This is a genomic window from Micromonospora sp. DT31, assembly GCF_049841795.1.
In the GTDB taxonomy this organism is placed as follows: Bacteria; Actinomycetota; Actinomycetes; order Mycobacteriales; family Micromonosporaceae; genus Micromonospora.
Genome location: NZ_JBNCKZ010000007.1, coordinates 1 through 19,927, shown reverse-complemented (window position 1 = coordinate 19,927; position 19,927 = coordinate 1). Strand labels below are relative to the sequence as shown.

The window sequence follows — 19,927 nt, the reverse complement described above, 5'->3', positions numbered from 1 at the left end:
GTCGGTGGATCGCGCTGAGAAAAATCTCGTACCCAACTGCTCTGGTAGGCCGACATTCACCAGCGAATCCGCTGATTCCTGATCTGCTACTCTTCCTTGCAATTGGTTCACGTCTACCTTGAGGCATTTTCATCGTGGCGATGCAGGTCGCGGAAGGCTTTGGTCTGATGTGGACATGGGGCGAGGCTCCCGGTAAGACAGCAGTCGACCAAGATCCGATGCCCCAACCGGGAGCCTCGCTGTGCTGTCTTACCCTGCCGCGATTCCGCTGTCCACCCGAACCCTGAACCACCTCTCCGACCTCATCCGCCGCCACCGCGACCAGCACCGATCACGATGGCGTCGCCTCGATCCCGGCCGGCAGGCCCTGCTCGCCCTGGCCCATCTGCGCAACGGCGACACCTACGCCCGTCTGGCCTGGGGGTTCCAGATCAGCATCGCCACCGCCTGGCGGTACGTGCGCGAGGCCGTCGACCTGCTCGCCGCGACCGCCGATGACCTGAACACCGCGATGGCCAGGATCCGCGTTCTGGCGTACGCAATCCTCGACGGCACCCTGATCCCGGTCGACCGGGTCACCGACCAGAAGCCCTACTACTCCGGGAAACACCGGCGCCACGGCGTGAACCTGCAGGTCATCGCCGACCCAGCAGGTCGGCTGATCCGGGTGTCCGCAGCCCTGCCCGGTTCCACCCATGACCTGACCGCTGCCCCGCACCCACCAGATCATCGACACGCTGAGCAGCGCCAACGTGATGACCTTCGCCGACAAGGCATACCAAGGCGCCCGCGGCAGCATCAGGATCCCGTTCAAACGCCACCGCCACCGGCCGAAACTGTCCCGTCGGCAGAAAGCGGTCAACCGCTCACACGCGCGTATCCGCGCCCGCGGTGAACGCGCCAACGCCACCGTCAAAACCTGGAAAATCCTAGCCAAGCCGCGCTGCTGCCCCCGCCGAGCCACCGCGATCACGCAGGCCATCCTCGCCCCTGCACCACGTCGAAGCGGACCGCTACGCAGGATGAAAAAGGCTCCCTGTTATGCGGAATGCGTTAACAGGGGGCCCCTCCTTACGCGGACTCGCGCCGCACCAGTTCGGTCGGGAGCAGCAGCGCCGGCTCGATCCGCTCGCCCGCCGCCATCCGCAGCAGCTGCCGGGTCATCGATCGGCCCAGTTCCACTATCGGCTGGCGCACCGTGGTCAGCGGCGGCTCGGTGTACGCGGCCGTCTCGATGTCGTCGAACCCGATCACCGCCACGTCGTCGGGCACCCGCCGGCCGGCCTCCCGCAACGTGCGCAGCGCGGCGTGCGCCATCAGGTCGGAGGCGGCGAACACGGCGTCCAGCTGCGGGTCGGCGGCGAGCAGCTCACGCATCGCCGCGGTGCCGGACTCGCGGGTGAAGTCGCCGTACGCGACCAGCTCCGGCAGCCCGGCGGCGGCGAGCGCGGTGCGGTAGCCGATCAGACGTTCGATGCCGGCGACCATGTCCTGCGGCCCGGCGATGGTGGCGATCCGCCGTCGCCCCACCGCGACCAGGTGTTCCACGGCCGCGCCGACCCCGCCCTCGTGGTCCACGTCGACGTACGGCACCTCGGCGCCGTCCAGCGGCCGTCCGCTGCACACCACCGGGATGCCGAGGCGGGCCAGCCGGCCGGGCAGCGGGTCCTCGCCGTGCAGCGAGGCGAACAGCACCCCGTCGACGTGCCGGCCGGTGGTGTACCGCTCGACCCGGTCGTGCCCCGCCGGTGAGCCGGCGAGCATCAGCACGAGCTGCTTGTCCGCCGCCTCCAACTCCTGCGCCGCGCCCCGGATGATGCCCGGGAAGACCTGGTCGTCGGAGAAGACCCGGGTGGCCGCCTCGGGCAGCACCAGCGCCACCGAGTCGGTCCGCTGGGTGACCAGGCTGCGCGCGGCCAGGTTCGGGACGTACCCGAGTTCCTCGACCGCGCGGCGCACCGCCAGCCGGATCGGCTCGGCCACCGTGGTCGAGCCGTTCACCACCCGGGAGACCGTGGCCCGGGACACGCCGGCCCGCCGGGCCACCGCCTCCAGGGTCGGCCGTTGTGCCGTCGTCATCCCCGTTCCCACCATTTCGTCACAGCCCGTTCCGGGCGATCACCTCCTGGTACCAGCGTGCGCTGCGCTTGGGTGTGCGCCGCTGGGTCAGGTAGTCGACGTGGACGATCCCGAACCGCTTCCGGTAACCCTCGGCCCATTCGAAGTTGTCCAGCAACGACCATACGAGATAGCCGCGCAGGTCCACTCCGCGGGCGAGGGCCCGGTGCGCGGCACGCAGGTGCCCGTCGAGGTATGCGGTCCGGTCGGCGTCGGCCACCCGGCCCTGTTCGTCGCGGTCGGTGTCCGGGAACGCCCCGCCATTCTCGGTGATCATTAGCGGTAGCCCGGGGTGGTCGGCGGCCACCCGTTCCAGCAGCCGGGTGAGCCCGTCGGGTTCGATCGCCCAACCCATGTCGGTGAGCGGTCCGGCCGCCGGGAGGACCTCGACCGCCCCGGCGGTGCCCGGGTACACCTCGCTGCCCGCGCCGTCGGCCCGCCCGGCCACATAGGTCGGCGCGTAGTAGTTCAGGCCGAGCAGGTCCAGCGGCGCGGCGATCGCCTTCTCGTCGCCGTCGCGGATGAAGTCCGGCGTGGTGAACCGGCTCAGGTGCGCCCGCATGTCCTCCGGGTAGCCGCCGCCGGTCAGCGGGTCCAGGAAGATCCGGTTGTGCAGGCCGTCCACCAGTCGTACCGCCTCGGCGTCGGCCGCGCTGGCGGGGTCGGCGGGTTGCACGTCGGCCAGGTTGAGCGTGATGCCGAGGGTCTGCGCGCCGGCCGCGCGCAACGCCCGTGCGGCCAGGCCGTGGCCGAGCAGCAGATGGTGGACGGCCCGGAAGGCGTCCCCGGCGTCGCGTCGGCCCGGGGCGTGCAGCCCGCAGCCGTACCCGAGGTAGGCCGAGCACCACGGTTCGTTGAGTGTGGTCCAGGTGCGGATGCGGTCGCCGAGGCGGCCGTGCACGGCCAGCGCGTACTCGACGAAGTGTTCGGCGGTCTCCCGGACGGTCCAGCCGCCCCGGTCCTCCAACGCCTGCGGCAGGTCCCAGTGGTAGAGCGTGACGATCGGGTCGATGCCGGCGTCCAGCAGCGTGTCGGTGAGCCGGTCGTAGAAGTCCAGCCCGCGCGGCTCGACCGGGCCGGTGCCGTCGGGTCGCACGCGCGGCCAGGACACCGAGAACCGGTACGCGCGCAGCCCCAGATCGGCCATCAACGCGACGTCCTCGGCGTACCTGTGGTAGTGGTCGCAGGCCACGTCGCCGGTGTGGCCGGCGTGCACCGCGCCGGGCGTGCGGCTGAAGGTGTCCCAGATCGACGGGCCGCGGCCGTCGTCGCGGGCAGCGCCCTCGATCTGGTACGCGGCGGTGGCCGCCCCCCAGACGAAGCCGTCCGGGAATCGCAGCTCGCTGTTCGCGCTCACGCCTTGACCGCACCTTCCATGATTCCGCCGATGATCTGGCGGCCGAAAACGATGAATACCAGCAGCAGCGGCAGCGTGGCGATGGCCGTGCCGGTGAACACCTGCGACATGTCCTGGTAGTAGCCGTCGGAGAGGGCCCGCAGCGACAGTTGCACGGTCGGGTTCTCCGGGTCGTTGAGCACCGCGTACGGCCACAGGAAGTCGTTCCAGGTGGTCATGAACGTGAGCAGGCCGAGGACGGCGGCGGCCGGACGCAGCGCGGGCAGCACGACGTTCCAGTAGATCCGCACGGTGTTGCAGCCGTCGACCCGGGCCGCCTCGACCAGTTCGGTGCTGACCGCCTGGCCGGCGTACTGGCGCATCATGAAGACCCCGAAGCCGGTGACCAGCGCCGGCACGATCACGGCGGGCAGCCGGTCGTTCCAGTTCAGCTTCGTCATGAGCAGATAGAGCGGGATCACGCCGAGCTGGGTGGGCACCATCATGGTGGCGATGATGACCAGCAGCAGCGCGTTGCGCCCGCGGAAGCGCAGCTTGGCGAAGGCGAACCCGGCCAGGGTGGAGAAGAACACCACCGAGATGGTGACGGTGAGGGCCACGATGGCCGAGTTGATCAGACCGGTGAGGAAGTACGCGTCGGTGTTGTCGAACAGCCGGGCGATGTTGGCGCCGAGGTTGCCGCCGGGCGTGAGCGGCGGCGGCACCTGGCCCATCGTGTCGCTGGTCCGGCTGGCCACCACGAACATCCAGTAGATCGGGAAGATCGACAGGGCGGCCGAGAGGGTGAGCGCCAGGTAGGTGAGCCGGCTGGCCGACCAGAGGCGGGTCATCGGGAGACCTCCTTGCGGGTGCCGCCGCCGAGCCGGCGCAGCAGCAGGACGTTTATCGCCGCGACCACCGCGATCAGCGCGAACAGCAGCCAGGCGACGGCGGAGCCGTAGCCGAAGTTGTAGTGCGGGGCGAACGCGTTCTCGAACATGTACATGGTCACGGTCTGGGACTCGCGCAGCGGACCGCCCCGGATGGCGTTGGTGCCGGAGTTGAACATCCGCGGCTCGGTGAAGAGCTGCAGGCCACCGATGGTGGAGATGATCACCGCGAAGATGATCGTCGGTTTGAGCAGCGGCACCGTGATGGACCAGAACTGCCGGGCCCGGCCGGCGCCGTCGATCGCGGCCGACTCGTACAGGTCGCGGGGGATGGCCTGCATCGCGGCCAGGAAGATGAGCGCGTTGTAGCCGGTCCACCGCCAGTCGACCATGGTGGAGATGGCGACCCAGGCGGCGAACCGGTTCGCCTTCCAGTCGATCGCGCTGATCCCGATGTGGTCGAGCAGCCAGTTGATCATGCCGAAGTCGCGGCCGAACAGCACCGCGAAGACGATCGCGACCGCGGCGGTCGAGGTGACGTTCGGGATCAGCACCGCCATCCGCCAGGTGGTGCGGGCACGTAGCTGCCGGTTGAGCAGGTTGGCCAGCCAGAGCGCGGCCAGCAGCTGGGGCACCGTGGAGATCACGAAGATGCCCAGCGTGTTCACCACTGAGTGCCAGAAGTCCGGGTCGGCGAGCAGTTGGGTGTAGTTGTCGAGCCCGATGAACGGGTGCTCCGCGCCGAGCAGGTCCCAGTCGTGCAGCGAGACCCAGAACGTGTACGCCAGCGGGTAGGCCCCGAAGACGCCGAAGAGCAGGAAGAACGGGGCGACGAACAGGTACGGCGAGTACCTGGTGTCGAGCCGGCTCAGCCGGATGCCCCGGGTGGGGCGGTCGGTGCGGGGTGCCGGTGCGACCGGTGGGCGGGCGTCGAGATGGACGGCCATGACCCGGACTCCTTTCCGCCGTGCGGGCGGTACCCGTGGCCGGGACCGCCCGCACGCGCTGCTCGGGCTACTTGGCGGCGGCCTTCTTGGCGTTGGCGACCGCGTCGGTCCAGCCCTGATCCGGGGAGCGCTTACCCAGCTCCACGCTGCGTACGGCGTTCTCCACCTCGGTCCGCACGGCCTGGTTCTTCGGACCCATGTAGACCGGCTTCAGGTTCTTGGCGCCCTCGGCGAAGATCTTCCCGACCGGTGCCTCGGAGAAGTAGGCGTTCTTCGACTCGAGGATCGCCGGGTCGGCCAGCGCCTGCGAGGACGAGGGCAGCGGGCCCTTCGCCTTGAACGCGCCGATCTGGCCCTTGGCGCTGGTCAGGAACTTGGCCAGCTCGATCGCCTCGGCCTGGTGCTTGCTCTGCTTGGGCACGGCCAGGAAGGAGCCGCCCCAGTTGCCGCCGTTGCCGGGGACCTGGGCGATGTCCCACTTGCCCTTGGCGCCCGCTCCGGCGTTGCCCTCGATCACCCCGGTCATCCAGGCCGGGCAGGCGATGGTGGCGAACTTCGACTGCTTGAACGCCGACACCCACTCCTCCGACCAGGAGCCGTACTTGCCGGACAGCCCCGAGTCGATGATGTCCATCGTGGTGTCGTACGCCTGCTTCACCGCCGGGTTGCTGTCCACGACGAGCTTGTCGCTGGTGTCGTAGTAGCTGTAGCCGCTGCTGTTGCCGGCGGTCTGGAGCAGGATCGTGTTGAACGTGTTGGTGGCGGCGTCCAGGAACGAGGCGCCGGTCTTCTTCGCGGTGAACTGCTCACCGACCTTGATGTAGTCCGGCCAGGTGGGCCAGAGCTTGGACACCGCCTCGCGGTCGGTGGGCAGGCCGGCCTTGGCGAACAGGTCGGTGCGGTAGCACATGGCCATGCCGCCGACGTCCGTGCCGAGGCCGATGAGCTGCTTGCCGTCGGCGGTGAGCCCCTGGTTCCACTTCCAGTCGAGGAAGTTGCCCTTCAGGTCGTCCGCGCCGTGGTCGAGCAGGTTGACGAAGTTCTGCGGGTTGGCCTTGTACTCGACCAGCAGCCCTTCCTCGATGGCGACCACGTCGCCGGCGCCCTTGCCGGCGGCCAGCCACTGGGTCAGCTTCGGCGAGTACTCGTCGAGGTTGCCGCCCGTGCCCCGTTCGACGATCTTCACGTTGGGGTGGCTGGCCATGTATTCCTGGTAGAGGTCCGCGTAGCCGAACTGGCCGAAGACGTCGACGGTGAGGGTGATCGGCCCGTCGGCGGCGGTCTCTTCGTCGCCGCCGCAGGCGGTGGTGCCGAGCAGCGCGGTGGCGGCGACCAAGGCCACCGCCACCAGGCGACGGCGCGTGAAGGTGAGCATGCTGTCCTGACCTCTCGGGTCGTCGTAACGGGTGGTGAAGGGGCGGTGCGGGAAGGTGAGAGAGCGCTCTCAGCGACAGCGTGGTGGAGGGTCCGGGACATTGTCAAGAGAGCGCTCTCAGTCGGGCGAAAAAGGCGGAGAGGGGCCGTTAGCGCCCCTCTCCGCCCGGATTCGCCGCCGCGTCAGCCCACCCGCAGGCCGCCCAACAGGCCGCGGTCACCGGCCACGTCAAGCGCGTCGAAGCTGATCCGCCCCATCAGCGCCAGCAACAGATCGCTCGCCGTGCCGGACACCTGCGCCCGGGCCCGATGGTCGTCGTGGTCGAGGATCGTCGCGGTGTCCAACAACGCGACCCCCTCGCCGCGCAGCCGCAGATACCACTCCTGCGCGGCGTCCGACGCGCTCAGCTGCACCACACCGTGCCACTGCCCCGGCTGCGTACGCCGACCCGCCGGCAGCCAGGTGTCCAGCACCTCGCTCACCCCGTCGGCCGCCAACTTCGCCTCGATCGGATCACCCGCCCCGATGGCGAGTTGGGCGTCCCAGCGGTGCACCGCGGTCTCGTGCGCCAGTCGCCGCGGCCAGAACGCCGCCCTCTTCGGCTGGGGCGCGAAGTTCCAGGCCGGCGCCTCCGGGTCGGTCGCCTCCAGCAGCGCGGTGACCCGCTCGTACTCCCGCGCGTACCACTGCGCCGGGGTGAGGTCGGCGGGCGGCTCCGGATCCTGCCGCTGCGGCCGGGCGGTGCCCCCGGCGGTCAACACGGTGCCCGCCCAGACGTAGGCACGGGTCAGGTGATGGGCGAGATCGGTCACCGTCCAGCCGGGACAGGACAGCACGGGTGTCTCCGGCGGCGCCTCTGCCACCGCGGTGGCGAAGGCGGGCCCCTCCGTCCGCAGCGCGCCGATCCAGAAGTCCTTCGTGTGGTGCAGTCTGCTCATCGCCATCCTCCCGGGGGTGACCGGGCGACCAGTGGGTGCGCCGGCTACCCCTCAGCCTAGGGTGAAAGACGTGTCAGACGTCTACGCCGAACCGACGACCGCCGCCGGCCCGACCGATCCGGCCACCCTGGCGCGTTATACCACGCTCCGGCTCGGCGGTCCCGCCGGCCGCCTGGAGACCGCCGGCGACGCCGCCGAGATCGTCCGCAGGGTGCGCGAGGCCGAGGCCCGCGGGCAGGCCGTCCTGGTGCTCGCCGGCGGCAGCAACGTGGTCATCGGCGACCAGGGCTTCCCCGGCACCGTCGTGCTCGTGCGCTCACGCGGGTTCCGGGCCGTCGCCCAGGACGGCGACACCGTGACCGTACGCGTCGAAGCCGGCGAGCCGTGGGACGACCTCGTCGCCGCCACCGTCGAGCGCGGCTGGGCCGGGCTGGAATGCCTCTCCGGCATCCCCGGCTCGGCCGGCGCCACCCCGATCCAGAACGTCGGCGCCTACGGCCAGGAGGTGGCCGAGACGATCGTGGCCGTCGAGGCGTACGACCGCACCCGGGGCGAGACCGTACGGATCCCGGCCGCCGACTGCGGATTCACCTACCGGGGCAGCGTCTTCAAGTACCGCGACCGCTGGGTCGTGCTGTCGGTGGACTTCCGGCTCACCCGCTCCCCGCGGTCCGGCCCGATCCGCTACGCCGAACTCGCCCGCGCGCTCGGCGTCGAGGTGGGCGACCGGGCGCCGCTGGCCGACACCCGGGCCGCCGTACGTCGGCTGCGCGCCGGCAAGGGCATGGTGCTCGACCCGGCCGACCCGGACACCCGCTCGGTGGGCTCGTTCTTCACCAACCCGGTGCTCGACGGCCAGGCGTACGAACTGCTGCGCGAGCGCGCCGCCGACCTGGGCGAGCCGCCGCACTGGCCGGGCGCCGGTGACCTGGTGAAGGTCAGCGCGGCCTGGTTGATCGACAAGGCCGGCTTCGGCAAGGGCTACGCCGGACCGGGCGGCGTCGCCATCTCCGGCAAGCACACGCTGGCGTTGACCAACCGGTCGGGCACCGCCGACACCGCCGATCTGGTCGCCCTGGCCCAGGAGATCCGCGACGGCGTGCAGGCCCGCTTCGGCGTCCCCCTGCACCCGGAACCCGTCCTGGTCAACTGCGCCATCTGACCCGTCCTGCCGCTCTGCTGCCGACGCCACGTGCGCACCCGGGGCGCGGGTCAGCGGGGAGCGACCGCCGGCCAGGGAAGCGTCAGATAGCCCATGCGCCAGGCGCGCGGGCCGTCCTGGACCGGCCAGCCCGCCTCCCGGACCGCCGTCACCGCGCGTAGCCACCGCTGGCGCGGCCCGAACGGGGCATAGCCGGCGGCCGCACGCCACCCCTGCTCCAGCGCGTCGAGCAGGGCATGGACGCGTTCGCCGGGGACGTTGCGGTGGATCAGCGCCTTCGGCAGCCGCTCGGCGAGCGTCGCCGGGCTGTCGAGCGTGGTCAGCTTGGCCGACAGGGTGAGCGTGCGCGGGCCGTCGGCGTCCAGCAGCACCCAGGCGCCGAGCCGCCCCACCTCGTCGCAGGTGCCCTCGACCAGCACCCCGCCCGGCGCGAGCCGACCGGTGACCGTACGCCAGGCGTCGGCGACCTCGCTCTCGTCGTACTGCCGCAGCACGTTGAACGCCCGGACCAGCGCCGGACGCGACCCGGCCAGTTCGAAACCGCCGCGGGCGAACGTCAGACCGGGCGGGGCGGCGGCCGGGCGGGCGGCGGCCACGCGTACCGGATCGATCTCCAGCCCGACCACCCGCACATCCGCGCGCACCCCGGCGGCCAGCCGGGCCCGCAGCTCGACCGCGGTGACCGGGGTGGCGCCGAAGCCCAGGTCCACCACGAGGGGGTCGACAGCCGCCCGCAGGGCATCGCCGCACGCCCCGACGATCCAGTTGTCGACCCGCCGGAGCCGGTTGGGGTTCGTCGTGCCCCGGGTGACCACCCCGAGCGGGCGTTCCATCGGCCCGCCTCAGGCTTCCCGGTGCACCTTGTGCTGCGCGGCCTGGGCCAGCGGCCGGACCACGAGTTGGTCGATGTTGACGTGGTGCGGTCGGGTGGCGCACCACGCCACGCAGTCGGCGACGTCGTCGGCGACCAGCGGCTCCGCCACCCCGGCGTAGACCGCCTCGGCCCGGTCGGCGTCCCCGCCGAAGCGGACCAGCCCGAACTCCTCCGTCCGCACCATGCCCGGGTCGATCTCGATCACCCGGACGGGCCGCCCGCACAACTCCAGCCGGAGCGTGCCGGCGATCGCGGTCTGCGCGTGCTTGGCGGCCGTGTAGCCGCCCCCACCCTCGTAGACCACGCGCCCCGCGGTGGAGCTGACGATAACCACGGTCCCGGCGCCGGAGCGCTCCAACGCCGGCAGCAGCGCCTTCGTGACGCGCAGGGTGCCGAGCACGTTGACGTCGTACATCCACCGCCAGTCGCCCACGTCGGCGGCCTCGACCGGGTCGAGGCCGCGGGCCCCGCCGGCGTTGTTGACCAGCAGCGTGACCGGCCCAGGTGCGGCGTCGGCCGCGCCGGCCAGGCCGGCGACCGACTCGTCGGAGGTCACGTCGCACACCACCGCGGTCGCGGTGCCGCCGGCCGCCTCGATCGCGCCGACGAGCGCGGCGAGCCGGTCGGCGCGCCGGGCGGCGGCGAGCACGTGGAAGCCCTCGGCGGCCAGCCGGCGGGCGGTGGCCGCGCCGATCCCGCTCGATGCCCCGGTGACGATGGCGACTGAAGTCATCCGGACATTCTCCCCCGCCCCGCCGCCGGACGGGGTGATGAGGTCCGTCACGCCCGGGACCCGGGGCCACGCATTTCCGTACCCCGATGGGGAAGATGACACCCGGCGCGCGGGTTGACCGAGAAGCGCCGGTCGTGCGGGACGGCATCAACCGTGACAGAGGGAGCGGACGTGGCGGAGTTGCACACCGGTGTGGGACGTCAGCGAGGTGCCCTGCCGTGGCCACGGCCACGCCGCATCGCCACCCTCTCGGTGCACACCTCGCCGTTGCACCAGCCGGGCATGGGCGACGCGGGCGGCATGAACGTGTACATCCTGGAAGTCGCGCGGCGACTTGCCGAGGCGGACGTCGAGGTGGAGATCTTCACCCGCGCCACCGCCGGCGACCTGCCCCCGGTGGTGGAGATGGCGCCCGGGGTGACGGTCCGGCACGTCACCGCCGGGCCGTTGGAAGGGCTGACGAAGGAGGAGCTGCCCGGCCAGCTCTGCGCCTTCACCGCCGGCGTGCTGCGCGCCGAGGCGGCCCGCGCCCCGGGCCACTACGACCTGATCCACTCGCACTACTGGCTCTCCGGCCAGGTCGGCTGGCTGGCCAAGGAGCGCTGGGGCGTGCCCCTGGTGCACACCGCGCACACCCTCGCCAAGGTCAAGAACGACCGGCTCGCCGCCGGGGACCGGCCGGAGCCGAAGGCCCGGGTGATCGGCGAGGAGCAGGTGGTCGCGGAGGCCGACCGGCTCGTCGCGAACACCCGGGTGGAGGCCCGCGACCTGCTCGACAGGTACGCGGCCGACCCGGGCCGGGTCGCCGTGGTGGAACCCGGCGTCGACCTGGACCGGTTCCGTCCCGCCCCCGGCGACCGGGACGCCGCCGCCCGCGCCGCCCGCTGGCGCCTCGGCCTGCCGACCGACGGGCACGTGGTTGCGTTCGTCGGCCGGATCCAGCCGTTGAAGGCGCCGGACGTGCTGGTCCGCGCGGCCGCCGCGTTGCGCGAGCGGGAACCCGCGCTCGCCGACGAGCTGACCGTGGTGATCTGCGGCGGCCCGAGCGGCACCGGCCTGGACCGCCCCACCGCCCTGATCGAGCTGGCCCACTCGCTCGGCGTCGCCGACCGGGTGCGCTTCCTGCCCCCGCAGACCGGCGCGGACCTGCCCGACCTCTACCGGGCCGCCGACCTGGTGGCGGTGCCGTCGCACAACGAGTCGTTCGGGCTCGTCGCGTTGGAGGCCCAGGCATGTGGCACGCCGGTGCTGGCCGCCGCCGTCGGCGGGCTGGTCACGGCGGTACGCGACGGCGTCAGCGGGATCCTCATCGACGGTCACGACCCGGTCGAGTGGGCCCGGGCCCTGGCCCAGCTGCTGCCCGACCGGCTGCGTCGCGCCACGCTGGCCCGGGGAGCGGAACGGCACGCCCGCGACTTCTCCTGGCACCGCACCGTCTCCGGTCTGCTCGCCGTCTACGGTGAGGCGATCACCGAGCACCGGGCCCGGCTGGCCGCCCGGCTCGGCGACCCGGCCCTGACGTGCTCGTGGTGATCGTCGTCGCCCACCGGGCGACCCGGTCCGGCCGGCCGTAGAGTGGGTGCGATGAGCCGCAGGAACGAGGTCGCCGCCCTGATCGAGGCCGTCTGCGCCGAGCGCGAGCTGGAGTGGGAGTCGACCGGCGAGGCGTCGTACGCGGTCACCCTGCCGGGCACGCACAAGCTCAAGACGATCTGCAACCTGATCGTGGGTGAGCACGCGCTGCGGATCGAGGCGTTCGTGATGCGTCAGCCCGACGAGCGCCGCGAGGAGCTGTGGGCCTGGTTGCTTCAGCGCAACGCCCGCATGTACGGCGTCTCGTTCTCCATCGACGCGGTCGGCGACGTCTACCTGACCGGTCGGGTCAACCTGGCCGGGCTCGACGCCGACGAACTGGACCGCCTGTTCGGCTCGGTGCTGACCTACGCCGACGAGTCGTTCGACAGCATGCTGGAGATCGGCTTCGGCACCGCCATCCGCCGGGAGTGGGAGTGGCGGGTGAAGCGCGGTGAGTCGACCGCCAACCTGGCCGCGTTCGCCCATCTCTTCGAGCCGTCGACGACCGCCGGGTCGGCCGCCGGAGGTTCGGAACCCGCCTGACGGGTATGCCGCACCGCGCGGTGCGGAGCGTTGTGGGACCCACCGCGCGCCGAGGACGGACTGTCGAGGAGCGTGTCCCATGGCTCAGCGCAACAGCTCAGGTCGCGGCACGACTGCGACCCGGACCAAGCGGCAAACCGGCAACCAGACGCCGAACACCCCGAGGGTGTCGGAGTCGGAGATCTCCCGGATGAAGGTCGACGACATCCGTAGCCAGCTTCGCCGGCGCGGTGTCTCCGGGATCTCCGCGCTGCGGAAGCCGGAACTGGTGAAGACCCTGGCGCGGACCATGCGCGGGGAGAGCGGCGGTGCCGCCCGGCGGAGCACCGGCCCGGCCGGCCGACCCGCTGCCGCCCGCAAGACCACTACCCGCAAGGCCACCGCCGGCAGGACCACTGCCGGCAGGACCACTGCCGGCAGGACCACTGCCGGCAGGACCACCACCGGCCGGGCCGCCGCCGCGAAGAAGACCACGGCGGCGAAGCGAGCCGCACCGGCGACCAGATCCGCGCCGTCCGCGCGCGCCACCGGCGCCCGGGCCAAGGCGACGGGTACCCGCGCGAAGGCCACCCCGTCGCGGGCGGGGACGACGGCTTCCGCCCGGACCCGGGCCGCTTCGGCTCCGGCGAAGGCGTCGCCGGCGCGGGCGACGACCGACACCTCGTCCCGGACCGGGGCGCCCGCCGGCCGTACGTCCTCGTCCGGCCGGGCGCGGACCGCGCCGACGCGGGGGCCGGCGTCCAGCCGGTCGGTCGGATCGTCCCAACTCATCACCTCGCCGGCGGATCGGCCCGAGCGCCCCGGGCGCAGCCTGGTCACCCGCAACCACGAGGTGATCAAGCGGTGGGCGCAGGAGCGGAACGCGAAACCGGCCACCATCGCCGGCACCGAGCGGGGCGACCGGCCCGGGGTGTTGACGTTCGACCTTCCCGGTTACCGGGAGAGCAGCCGGATCCGGGAGATCAGCTGGAACGACTGGTTCCGCACGTTCGACTCACGGCGGCTGAACCTGATCTACCAGGAGCAGTTGCGCAACGGCCGGCAGAGCAACTTCTTCCGGACCGAGAACCCGAATCGTGAGGACGGCTGAGGTTTAGGGGAATGGCCGACGGGAACCCGCTGTTGGCCAAGCCAGAGACCGGGGTTCGGGCTGCCGGATTTCCGACACGGATGTTGTGACGGGTAAAACAGCGAGCCAGGTTGAATCCGGAATCCGGGCGAACTAACTTTATTGCACCGTGTCCCGCTTGTTTTCGTTCGGGGGAGCGATGGATCGATCAGATCCGAGCAAGCGAGATGCGAAGATCGGGTGGAGCACACCGTTGGGGGACGGTGCCACCCGTGGAACCGGCGGCGCGAGCGGGCGACGCTTACGGGGGTGAGTGTCGCCCGCCGCCGCCGGGCGTACGGTGGAGCGCCCATGTCGACCTGGGGTCGGGGTGGGCGCTCTACCGTTTGCCCCGCGATCGGTGCGGTGTCCGCCCCCGATGCGGTGGTCACGCCGTCCTCAGGAGGAACCCGCCCGGACCGGTTCGGTGGGTGCGGTGGCCGCGGCCTCCGCACTCTCGGGCACCGGGGTCCGGGTGAGGGTGACCGGCGGGACGGACGTGCCGGCGGTGCGCAGCAGTGTGGCGCGGCGCTCCCGGGCCGGGCCGGAAACCAGGTGGGCGACGGCCGCCACCACGCCGATCCCGGCGCAGCCCAGCCAGAGCGTGGTGTTGCCGGCGTGCTCCCGGACCAGGCCGCCGAGGATCGGTGCGGCGGCGCCGGCGAGCTGCCAGGACAGGGAGAACACGCCCTGGTACCGGCCGCGCAGCGCGGCCGGCGACAGTTCCGCGATCAGGGTGGCGTTGGACGGCGAGTTGAGCATCTCGCCGACCGTCCAGATCAGCACGGTCAGGCCGTACAGCCAGACCGTGTCGGCGAACGCGGTGAGCCCGAAGCCGACGCCCATGACCAGCGTCGCGAGCGCCAGCACGTGCGACCGGCTCCGGCCCTTGATGACCCGGGGTACGAAGAGCTGACCGAAGACGATCAGAACGCCGTTGAGCGCGATCACCGAGCCGTACGTGGCCGGGCTGAGCCCGGAGTCGCTCATGGCGATCGGCAGCATCGAGATGTGCTGGAGGAAGACGACCGCGGCGAGCAGGTTGAGCGCGACGAAGCCGAGGAAGACCCGGTCGGCCAGGATGGTGCGCAGCGCGCCGGGCGGCACCGGCCCACCCTTGGCGCTCGGTGTGGCGGCGGCGCGGGTCTCGCCCACCCGGACGAAGATGATCAGTGCGGTGACGACCGTGGTGGTCGCGTCCACCAGGAAGAGCAGCAGGTAGCCGCCCTGGGCGGCGAAGCCGGCGAGGACGGCGGCGCAGGCGAACCCCAGGTTGATGGCCCAGTAGTTGAGCGAGAAGGCGCGCAGCCGGTCCTTCTCCGGGACGACGTCGACCATCATCGCGCCGAACGCCGGGCGGGCCGCCTCGGCGAACATGCCGAGCAGCAGCGCGCCGGCCGCCACCGCCCACAGCGGCCGGGCGAAACCCAGCGCGACCATCAGGGTGGCCGCGCCCAGGTGCGCGGTGAGCAGCGTGGGCCGCCGCCCCCAGCGGTCGGTGAGGGTGCCGCCCACGGTGTGCCGACCGCGCCGCCGACACCCCACAGGCCGATCACCAGGCCGGCCTGGGAGGCGGAGAAGCCGCGCTCCTGGGTCAGGTAGATCGCCAGGAAGACCAGGATGAACGAGCCGAGCCGGTTGATGAGCGTGCCGGTCCAGAGATACCAGAACGTCCGTGGCAGTCCGCCCGCCGTGTCCCGGAACCAGCCCCGTACCGTACGCATTCTCGACGCCCCCGCTTGGTAATGACCGAGCAGCCTCGGACGGCTTACAATTTAGTGCTCGGCCGGAACGCCGGTCATCAGCTTTTCCACGTGGTGGTCGTCACCACCGCTCGCCGCGTGTCCCGCCGGGCGGTACGGCAGGATGATCCGCATGACTGCGAGCGAAGGGCCCACCGTCGGGACGCTGGTCCTGCTGCGGCACGGCGAGAGCGACTGGAACGCCAAGAACCTCTTCACCGGCTGGGTCGACGTCGACCTGACCGCCAAGGGGGAGACCGAGGCGCGGCGCGGCGGCGAACTGCTGCGCGAGCACGATCTGCTGCCGGACGTGGTGCACACGAGCCTGCTCCGCCGCGCCATCCGCACCGCCGAGCTGGCGCTGAACGCCGCCGACCGGCACTGGATCGCGGTGCGCAGGTCGTGGCGGCTCAACGAGCGTCACTACGGCGCCCTCCAGGGCAAGAACAAGAAGCAGACCCTCGACGAGTACGGCGAGGAGCAGTTCATGCTCTGGCGCCGGTCGTACGACACGCCACCGCCGGTCATCGACGACGCGGCCGAGTGGTCGCAGGTCGGCGACCCCCGGTACGCGCTGCTGCCCACCGAGCTGATGCCGCGCACCGAATGCCTCAAGGACGTCGTCGACCGGATGCTGCCCTACTGGTACGACTCGATCGTGCCGGACATCCTCGCCGGCCGGACCGTGCTGGTGGCCGCGCACGGCAACTCGCTGCGCGCCCTGGTCAAGCACCTCGACCAGGTCTCCGACTCCGAGATCGCCAAGCTGAACATCCCGACCGGCATCCCGCTGCGTTACGACCTGGACCCCGACCTGCGCCCGCAGGTGCTCGGCGGCACCTACCTGGACCCCGAGGTGGCCAGGGACGCCGCCGCAGCCGTGGCCAACCAGGGCCGCTGAGGTGTAAGGAAGGGCCCCCTGTCAACGCCTGCGGTAGAGGAAGGGCCCCTTCTTAACAGCTCACGGTTAAGAAGGGGCCCTTCCTTCCGGCGCCTCAGCTGGAGGGTGAGCCGGTGATCAGGTAGACCACGTGCTCGCCGGCGTTCACCGCGTGGTCGGCGAAGCGCTCGTAGAAGCGACCCAGCAGCGTGGCGTCGATGGCCGTCTCCACCCCGTACGGCCAGTCCTCGCCGAGCAGCACCCCGAACAGGCTCTTGTGCCGGTCGTCCATCGCGTCGTCGTCCCGGTCCAGTTCGGCGGCCACGTCGGCGTCCGGCTTGGCCAGCACCGCGCCGATCTTCTCGGACATCCGGTCGGCGATGCCGGCCATGTCGGTGAAGACCGGGCGCAGCTCGGCCGGCACCGCCGGGGAGGGGTGGCGGCGTAGCGCCGTCTTCGCCACGTGGTCGGCCAGGTCGCCCATCCGCTCCAGGTCGGCGGCCACGTGCAGCGCGGTGATCATCGCGCGCAGGTCGGAGGCGACCGGTGCCTGGCGGGCCAGCAGGTCGCAAACCCGCTCCTCGACGTGCCGGTAGAGGTCGTCGATCTCGGCGTCCCGGGCGATCACCCCCTCGGCGGCGGCCCGGTCCGCGGTGAGCAGCGCCTTGGTGGCCTGCCGCATGGCGGCGCGGACCGCCTCGGCCATGTCCACCAGTAACTGGCTGACGGTCTGCAGGTCGGCCCGGAACTCGTCGCGCATCGTCACTTCCTGGGTTCGGTCGCCGTCGCCGCGAGGCGGGTACGGCATGGGCGGGTGCGCGGCCCACGGTAGGCCGGACGGCCGGCAGCAGGGTGAACGTGGGTGAACGCCGTGGGACCCGCGGATGAACTTTGCCGAACGCGAGAGTGATTCGTCCCATTTTGTCCGATACTCGGGTTAACAATGACCCTACGATCGCCGGGTGGAATGGGCGGTGGCCACCGCGGTGGCCCTGGCGCTGGTGACCGGTCTGGTCGCCGGGGCGCTGCTGCCCGAGCCCGTTCGACAGTGGCGGCGCCGGTGGGCGTCGCCAGGCGGCGGGACCTCCCGCCGTGACGCAGGGAGGCCGACGATTCCGGACGACCAACAGGGGGGCCTGCCCGGGCTCGGCCGCAAGACCATCGACTCGCTGCGCGCCGGTGTGGTGGTGCTCGGCCCGGACGACGTGCCGGTGCTGGTGAACCCGGCCGCCCGCGCCATGGGCCTGCTCCGGTCCGGGCCGACGCCGGGCTCGATCGCGGCGCACCCGTTGATCCGTACCCTCGCCGGTCAGGTGCGCCGCACGGGCGTGCGGCGCGAGATCGAGTTCGACCTGCCCCGAGGTCGCGGCAGCGCCGCGGACAACCCGCTCGGCGTGCACCTGAGGGCCATGGGGCTGGGTGTCGGCCACGTAGCGATCGAGGCGGTCGACGTCACCGAGTCGCACCGCCTGGCCCGGGTGCGTCGGGACTTCGTGGCCAACGTGAGCCATGAGTTGAAGACGCCGATCGGCGCGCTGCAACTGCTCGCCGAGGCGCTGGTCGGCGCGACCGAGCCGGCCCCTGGCGGCGCACCCGACCTGTCCGAGGACCTGGTCGCCGCGCGGCGGTTCGCCGAGCGGATCCAACACGAGTCGACCCGGCTCGGCCGCCTCGTGCAGGAGTTGCTGGAACTGACCCGCCTTCAGGGCGCCGAACCGCAGCCCGCACCCGAGCCCGTGTCGGTGGACTGGGTGCTCGCCGAGGTCGTCGACCGGACCCGCACCGCGGCCGCCGCCCGCCGGGTGGAGATCGCCGTGGGCGGGCAGCGGGGCCTGACCGCGTACGGCAGTGACAGTCAACTGGCCACCGCCGTGGCGAACCTGGTCGAGAACGCGATCAACTATTCGGCCGAGGAGACCACGGTACGGGTGACCGTGCGCGGCGGCGACGAGCGCGTGGAGATCGCCGTCGCCGACGAGGGCATCGGCATCGCCCCGAACGAGGTCGACCGGATCTTCGAGCGGTTCTACCGGGCCGACCAGGCCCGTTCCCGGGCGACCGGCGGCACCGGCCTGGGGCTGGCCATCGTCAAGCACATCGCCAGCAACCATGGCGGTCGGGTGGACGTGTCGAGCACCCTTGGTGGGGGTTCGACGTTCACCCTCCGGCTGCCTGCCCGTCCCCCGGAGGACCTGGAGGCGCCACTCGCCTCCGCTGGGATCGAGGCCGGCCCGGCCGATTTCCGGCAGGCCTGACCACAGGAAAGGAAGCACCGTTGAGCCGCGTACTGGTGGTCGAGGACGAGGAGTCGTTCTCCGACGCCCTGTCCTACATGCTCCGCAAGGAGGGTTTCGAGGTTTCCGTCGCGGCGACGGGCACCTCCGCCCTGACCGAGTTCGACCGGACCGGCGCGGACATCGTGCTGCTCGACCTGATGCTGCCGGAGATGTCGGGCACCGAGGTCTGCCGGCAGCTCCGGCAGCGCTCGCACGTGCCGATCATCATGGTGACCGCGCGGGACAGCGAGATCGACAAGGTGGTCGGGCTGGAGATCGGTGCCGACGACTACGTGACCAAGCCGTACTCGCCGCGTGAGCTGGTCGCCCGGATCCGGGCGGTGCTGCGTCGGCGCAGCGCCGAGGCGAGCGATACGGGTGCGCAGACGTTGGCCGCCGGGCCGGTCCGGATGGACGTCGAACGGCACGTGGTGACCGTCGACGGCGCCGGCGTGCAGCTGCCGTTGAAGGAGTTCGAGCTGCTGGAACTGCTGTTGCGCAACGCGGGTCGGGTGCTCACCCGGGGGCAGCTCATCGACCGGGTGTGGGGCGCCGACTACGTCGGCGACACCAAGACGCTCGACGTGCACGTGAAGCGGCTGCGCTCGAAGATCGAGCCGGAGCCGTCCGCGCCGCGCTACATCGTCACCGTGCGGGGCCTGGGCTACAAGTTCGAGCCGTGACCCGCACCGTCCACGACTAGCCCGCGCGGGCACCCTCGACGGGGGCCGGGCCGTCCCCGGCGCTCGTTGCGGCGGCGGCCGAACCGGCCCACCGCGCTGATCTTGCACTTGTCGCCCGGGGCGAACCTCGCAAAGGTGACATTCCCTGGGTGGCAACCGCAAGATCGGCGAGCCCGGGTGGGTGGGTCGCGGTCGGTGTGGGTGGGGTGTCCGGTTCGGCGGTGGTGGGCGGCACTCTGGCGGCGGAATCGCGGTCGGGTCGGTGGCGTTGTATCCAGGTGAACGGCCGAGGAAGACCCGGCCCCCCGTGCCGGGCGCGTACCGCGCCCCCCGGGGCCTCGCCCGGGGAATGACCCGGGACGGTCGGTCGTTGAGCAGGGTTCCGGCGCCGCGGAGGCCCCCCGCCCCGCAGGGCTGTCGGATCCCCCCCCTGAAGACTTTGTTCGAGTGCCTGACGGTGCTCGCACCCCCACCGATCTCCCCCTGTCGGTGCGGGGCGTCGATCCCCCGAACGGAGCCCCTCATGAACACGATCCTGCGTAAGAGCATCCTCGGTGTCGCTGCTCTGGCCTTCACCGGTGGCGTGTTCGCCGGCCCGGTCACCGCCGGCACCGCCCACGCCGCCGAAGCCGGTAGGCCGGTCGCGGTGAGCGTGCAGGCCGACAAGCTGATCCCGCACGGCGTGCAGGGCACCCAGTCCCGCATCGACCTCAACGACGAGCAGACCAAGAACGTGAAGGCGATCAT

At 71.7% G+C, this 19,927-nt stretch carries 16 protein-coding genes and 3 pseudogenes; 9 read left to right on the top strand and 10 right to left on the bottom strand.

Annotated elements, in window-relative coordinates; genetic code table 11:
* The first annotated feature begins 241 nt into the window (after positions 1 to 241).
* Positions 242 to 1,026: pseudogene (locus ACLQ2X_RS13860) on the top strand (transposase family protein).
* A 45-nt stretch (positions 1,027 to 1,071) separates the two neighbouring features.
* On the opposite strand, the gene ACLQ2X_RS13855 reads toward ACLQ2X_RS13860, so the two are convergent.
* The 6 genes from ACLQ2X_RS13855 to ACLQ2X_RS13830 all read right to left on the bottom strand — a co-directional run bounded on the left by ACLQ2X_RS13855 (position 1,072) and on the right by ACLQ2X_RS13830 (position 7,604).
* The gene (locus ACLQ2X_RS13855) at positions 1,072 to 2,079 is read right to left on the bottom strand and encodes a LacI family DNA-binding transcriptional regulator (RefSeq protein ID WP_425681415.1); all 1,008 of its coding nucleotides are present in this window, start codon (positions 2,077 to 2,079) and stop codon (positions 1,072 to 1,074) included.
* A gap of 19 nt (positions 2,080 to 2,098) precedes the next feature.
* Positions 2,099 to 3,475: a GH1 family beta-glucosidase gene (locus ACLQ2X_RS13850; protein ID WP_354868489.1), complete on the bottom strand. Its 1,377-nt coding sequence runs from the start codon at positions 3,473 to 3,475 to the stop codon at positions 2,099 to 2,101.
* Positions 3,472 to 4,305, bottom strand: a complete 834-nt coding sequence (locus ACLQ2X_RS13845; RefSeq protein WP_425681414.1) for a carbohydrate ABC transporter permease — start codon at positions 4,303 to 4,305, stop codon at positions 3,472 to 3,474. The genes ACLQ2X_RS13850 and ACLQ2X_RS13845 overlap by 4 nt, the downstream gene beginning before the upstream one ends.
* The gene (locus ACLQ2X_RS13840) at positions 4,302 to 5,291 is read right to left on the bottom strand and encodes a carbohydrate ABC transporter permease (RefSeq protein WP_425681413.1); all 990 of its coding nucleotides are present in this window, start codon (positions 5,289 to 5,291) and stop codon (positions 4,302 to 4,304) included. Before ACLQ2X_RS13840 ends, ACLQ2X_RS13845 begins: the two co-directional genes overlap by 4 nt.
* A gap of 67 nt (positions 5,292 to 5,358) precedes the next feature.
* Positions 5,359 to 6,666, bottom strand: coding sequence for an ABC transporter substrate-binding protein (locus ACLQ2X_RS13835; protein ID WP_425681412.1), 1,308 nt, complete (start codon positions 6,664 to 6,666; stop codon positions 5,359 to 5,361).
* A 182-nt stretch (positions 6,667 to 6,848) separates the two neighbouring features.
* The gene (locus ACLQ2X_RS13830; RefSeq protein ID WP_425681411.1) at positions 6,849 to 7,604 is read right to left on the bottom strand and encodes a maleylpyruvate isomerase family mycothiol-dependent enzyme; all 756 of its coding nucleotides are present in this window, start codon (positions 7,602 to 7,604) and stop codon (positions 6,849 to 6,851) included.
* A 70-nt stretch (positions 7,605 to 7,674) separates the two neighbouring features.
* Here ACLQ2X_RS13830 and ACLQ2X_RS13825 point away from each other — a divergent pair, with 70 nt between their 5' ends.
* Positions 7,675 to 8,766, top strand: a complete 1,092-nt coding sequence (locus ACLQ2X_RS13825) for a UDP-N-acetylmuramate dehydrogenase (RefSeq protein WP_425681410.1) — start codon at positions 7,675 to 7,677, stop codon at positions 8,764 to 8,766.
* Positions 8,767 to 8,816: 50 nt separating this feature from the next.
* Here the strand turns inward: ACLQ2X_RS13825 and ACLQ2X_RS13820 are convergent, their stop codons facing one another.
* Together ACLQ2X_RS13820 and ACLQ2X_RS13815 are read right to left on the bottom strand one after the other, a co-directional pair.
* Complete coding sequence (locus ACLQ2X_RS13820; protein WP_425681409.1) at positions 8,817 to 9,599, bottom strand: class I SAM-dependent methyltransferase; 783 nt, start codon at positions 9,597 to 9,599, stop codon at positions 8,817 to 8,819.
* A gap of 9 nt (positions 9,600 to 9,608) precedes the next feature.
* Positions 9,609 to 10,373, bottom strand: coding sequence for an SDR family NAD(P)-dependent oxidoreductase (locus ACLQ2X_RS13815; protein WP_425681408.1), 765 nt, complete (start codon positions 10,371 to 10,373; stop codon positions 9,609 to 9,611).
* Positions 10,374 to 10,544: 171 nt separating this feature from the next.
* On the opposite strand from ACLQ2X_RS13815, the gene mshA reads away from it, so the two are divergent.
* The 3 genes from mshA to ACLQ2X_RS13800 all read left to right on the top strand — a co-directional run bounded on the left by mshA (position 10,545) and on the right by ACLQ2X_RS13800 (position 13,581).
* On the top strand, positions 10,545 to 11,906 hold the full coding sequence (gene mshA, locus ACLQ2X_RS13810; protein WP_425681407.1) for a D-inositol-3-phosphate glycosyltransferase: 1,362 nt from the start codon (positions 10,545 to 10,547) through the stop codon (positions 11,904 to 11,906).
* Between the two features lie 51 nt (positions 11,907 to 11,957).
* Positions 11,958 to 12,491 carry a YbjN domain-containing protein gene (locus tag ACLQ2X_RS13805; protein ID WP_425681406.1) on the top strand — a complete coding sequence of 178 codons (534 nt, stop codon included), beginning with the start codon at positions 11,958 to 11,960 and terminating at the stop codon, positions 12,489 to 12,491.
* Positions 12,492 to 12,681: 190 nt separating this feature from the next.
* Entirely contained in the window at positions 12,682 to 13,581 is a 900-nt protein-coding gene (locus tag ACLQ2X_RS13800) for a hypothetical protein (RefSeq protein ID WP_425681680.1), read from the top strand.
* A 417-nt stretch (positions 13,582 to 13,998) separates the two neighbouring features.
* Here ACLQ2X_RS13800 and ACLQ2X_RS13795 read toward each other — a convergent pair.
* Positions 13,999 to 15,323, bottom strand: a pseudogene (locus ACLQ2X_RS13795) (MDR family MFS transporter).
* Positions 15,324 to 15,474: 151 nt separating this feature from the next.
* Here ACLQ2X_RS13795 and ACLQ2X_RS13790 point away from each other — a divergent pair.
* Positions 15,475 to 16,242 (top strand): phosphoglyceromutase, encoded by a 768-nt coding sequence (locus tag ACLQ2X_RS13790; protein WP_425681405.1) that lies wholly within the window; start codon positions 15,475 to 15,477, stop codon positions 16,240 to 16,242.
* 94 nt (positions 16,243 to 16,336) lie between these two features.
* On the opposite strand, the gene phoU is transcribed toward ACLQ2X_RS13790, so the two are convergent.
* A complete protein-coding gene (gene phoU, locus ACLQ2X_RS13785; protein WP_425681404.1) occupies positions 16,337 to 16,981 on the bottom strand; it encodes a phosphate signaling complex protein PhoU in 645 nt (214 codons plus the stop codon).
* A gap of 202 nt (positions 16,982 to 17,183) precedes the next feature.
* On the opposite strand from phoU, the gene ACLQ2X_RS13780 reads away from it, so the two are divergent.
* From ACLQ2X_RS13780 to ACLQ2X_RS13770, 3 genes and pseudogenes are all read left to right on the top strand, one after another.
* A complete protein-coding gene (locus tag ACLQ2X_RS13780; RefSeq protein ID WP_425681403.1) occupies positions 17,184 to 18,476 on the top strand; it encodes a sensor histidine kinase in 1,293 nt (430 codons plus the stop codon).
* Between the two features lie 20 nt (positions 18,477 to 18,496).
* Entirely contained in the window at positions 18,497 to 19,180 is a 684-nt protein-coding gene (locus tag ACLQ2X_RS13775) for a response regulator (RefSeq protein WP_425681402.1), read from the top strand.
* A gap of 523 nt (positions 19,181 to 19,703) precedes the next feature.
* Positions 19,704 to 19,927 (top strand): annotated as a pseudogene (locus ACLQ2X_RS13770) (hypothetical protein); the annotation flags it as partial.

Excerpts from the sequence above, each read along its gene's own strand:
- ACLQ2X_RS13805 (WP_425681406.1), top strand. The coding sequence starts at position 11,958 with ATGAGCCGCAGGAACGAGGTCGCCGCCCTGATCGAGGCCGTCTGCGCC.
- ACLQ2X_RS13800 (WP_425681680.1), top strand. The coding sequence starts at position 12,682 with ATGAAGGTCGACGACATCCGTAGCCAGCTTCGCCGGCGCGGTGTCTCC.
- ACLQ2X_RS13820 (WP_425681409.1), bottom strand. The coding sequence starts at position 9,599 with ATGGAACGCCCGCTCGGGGTGGTCACCCGGGGCACGACGAACCCCAAC.
- ACLQ2X_RS13855 (WP_425681415.1), bottom strand. The coding sequence starts at position 2,079 with ATGACGACGGCACAACGGCCGACCCTGGAGGCGGTGGCCCGGCGGGCC.
- ACLQ2X_RS13830 (WP_425681411.1), bottom strand. The coding sequence starts at position 7,604 with ATGAGCAGACTGCACCACACGAAGGACTTCTGGATCGGCGCGCTGCGG.
- ACLQ2X_RS13845 (WP_425681414.1), bottom strand. The coding sequence starts at position 4,305 with ATGACCCGCCTCTGGTCGGCCAGCCGGCTCACCTACCTGGCGCTCACC.
- ACLQ2X_RS13790 (WP_425681405.1), top strand. The coding sequence starts at position 15,475 with ATGACTGCGAGCGAAGGGCCCACCGTCGGGACGCTGGTCCTGCTGCGG.
- ACLQ2X_RS13815 (WP_425681408.1), bottom strand. The coding sequence starts at position 10,373 with ATGACTTCAGTCGCCATCGTCACCGGGGCATCGAGCGGGATCGGCGCG.
- ACLQ2X_RS13835 (WP_425681412.1), bottom strand. The coding sequence starts at position 6,666 with ATGCTCACCTTCACGCGCCGTCGCCTGGTGGCGGTGGCCTTGGTCGCC.
- ACLQ2X_RS13840 (WP_425681413.1), bottom strand. The coding sequence starts at position 5,291 with ATGGCCGTCCATCTCGACGCCCGCCCACCGGTCGCACCGGCACCCCGC.
- phoU (WP_425681404.1), bottom strand. The coding sequence starts at position 16,981 with ATGCGCGACGAGTTCCGGGCCGACCTGCAGACCGTCAGCCAGTTACTG.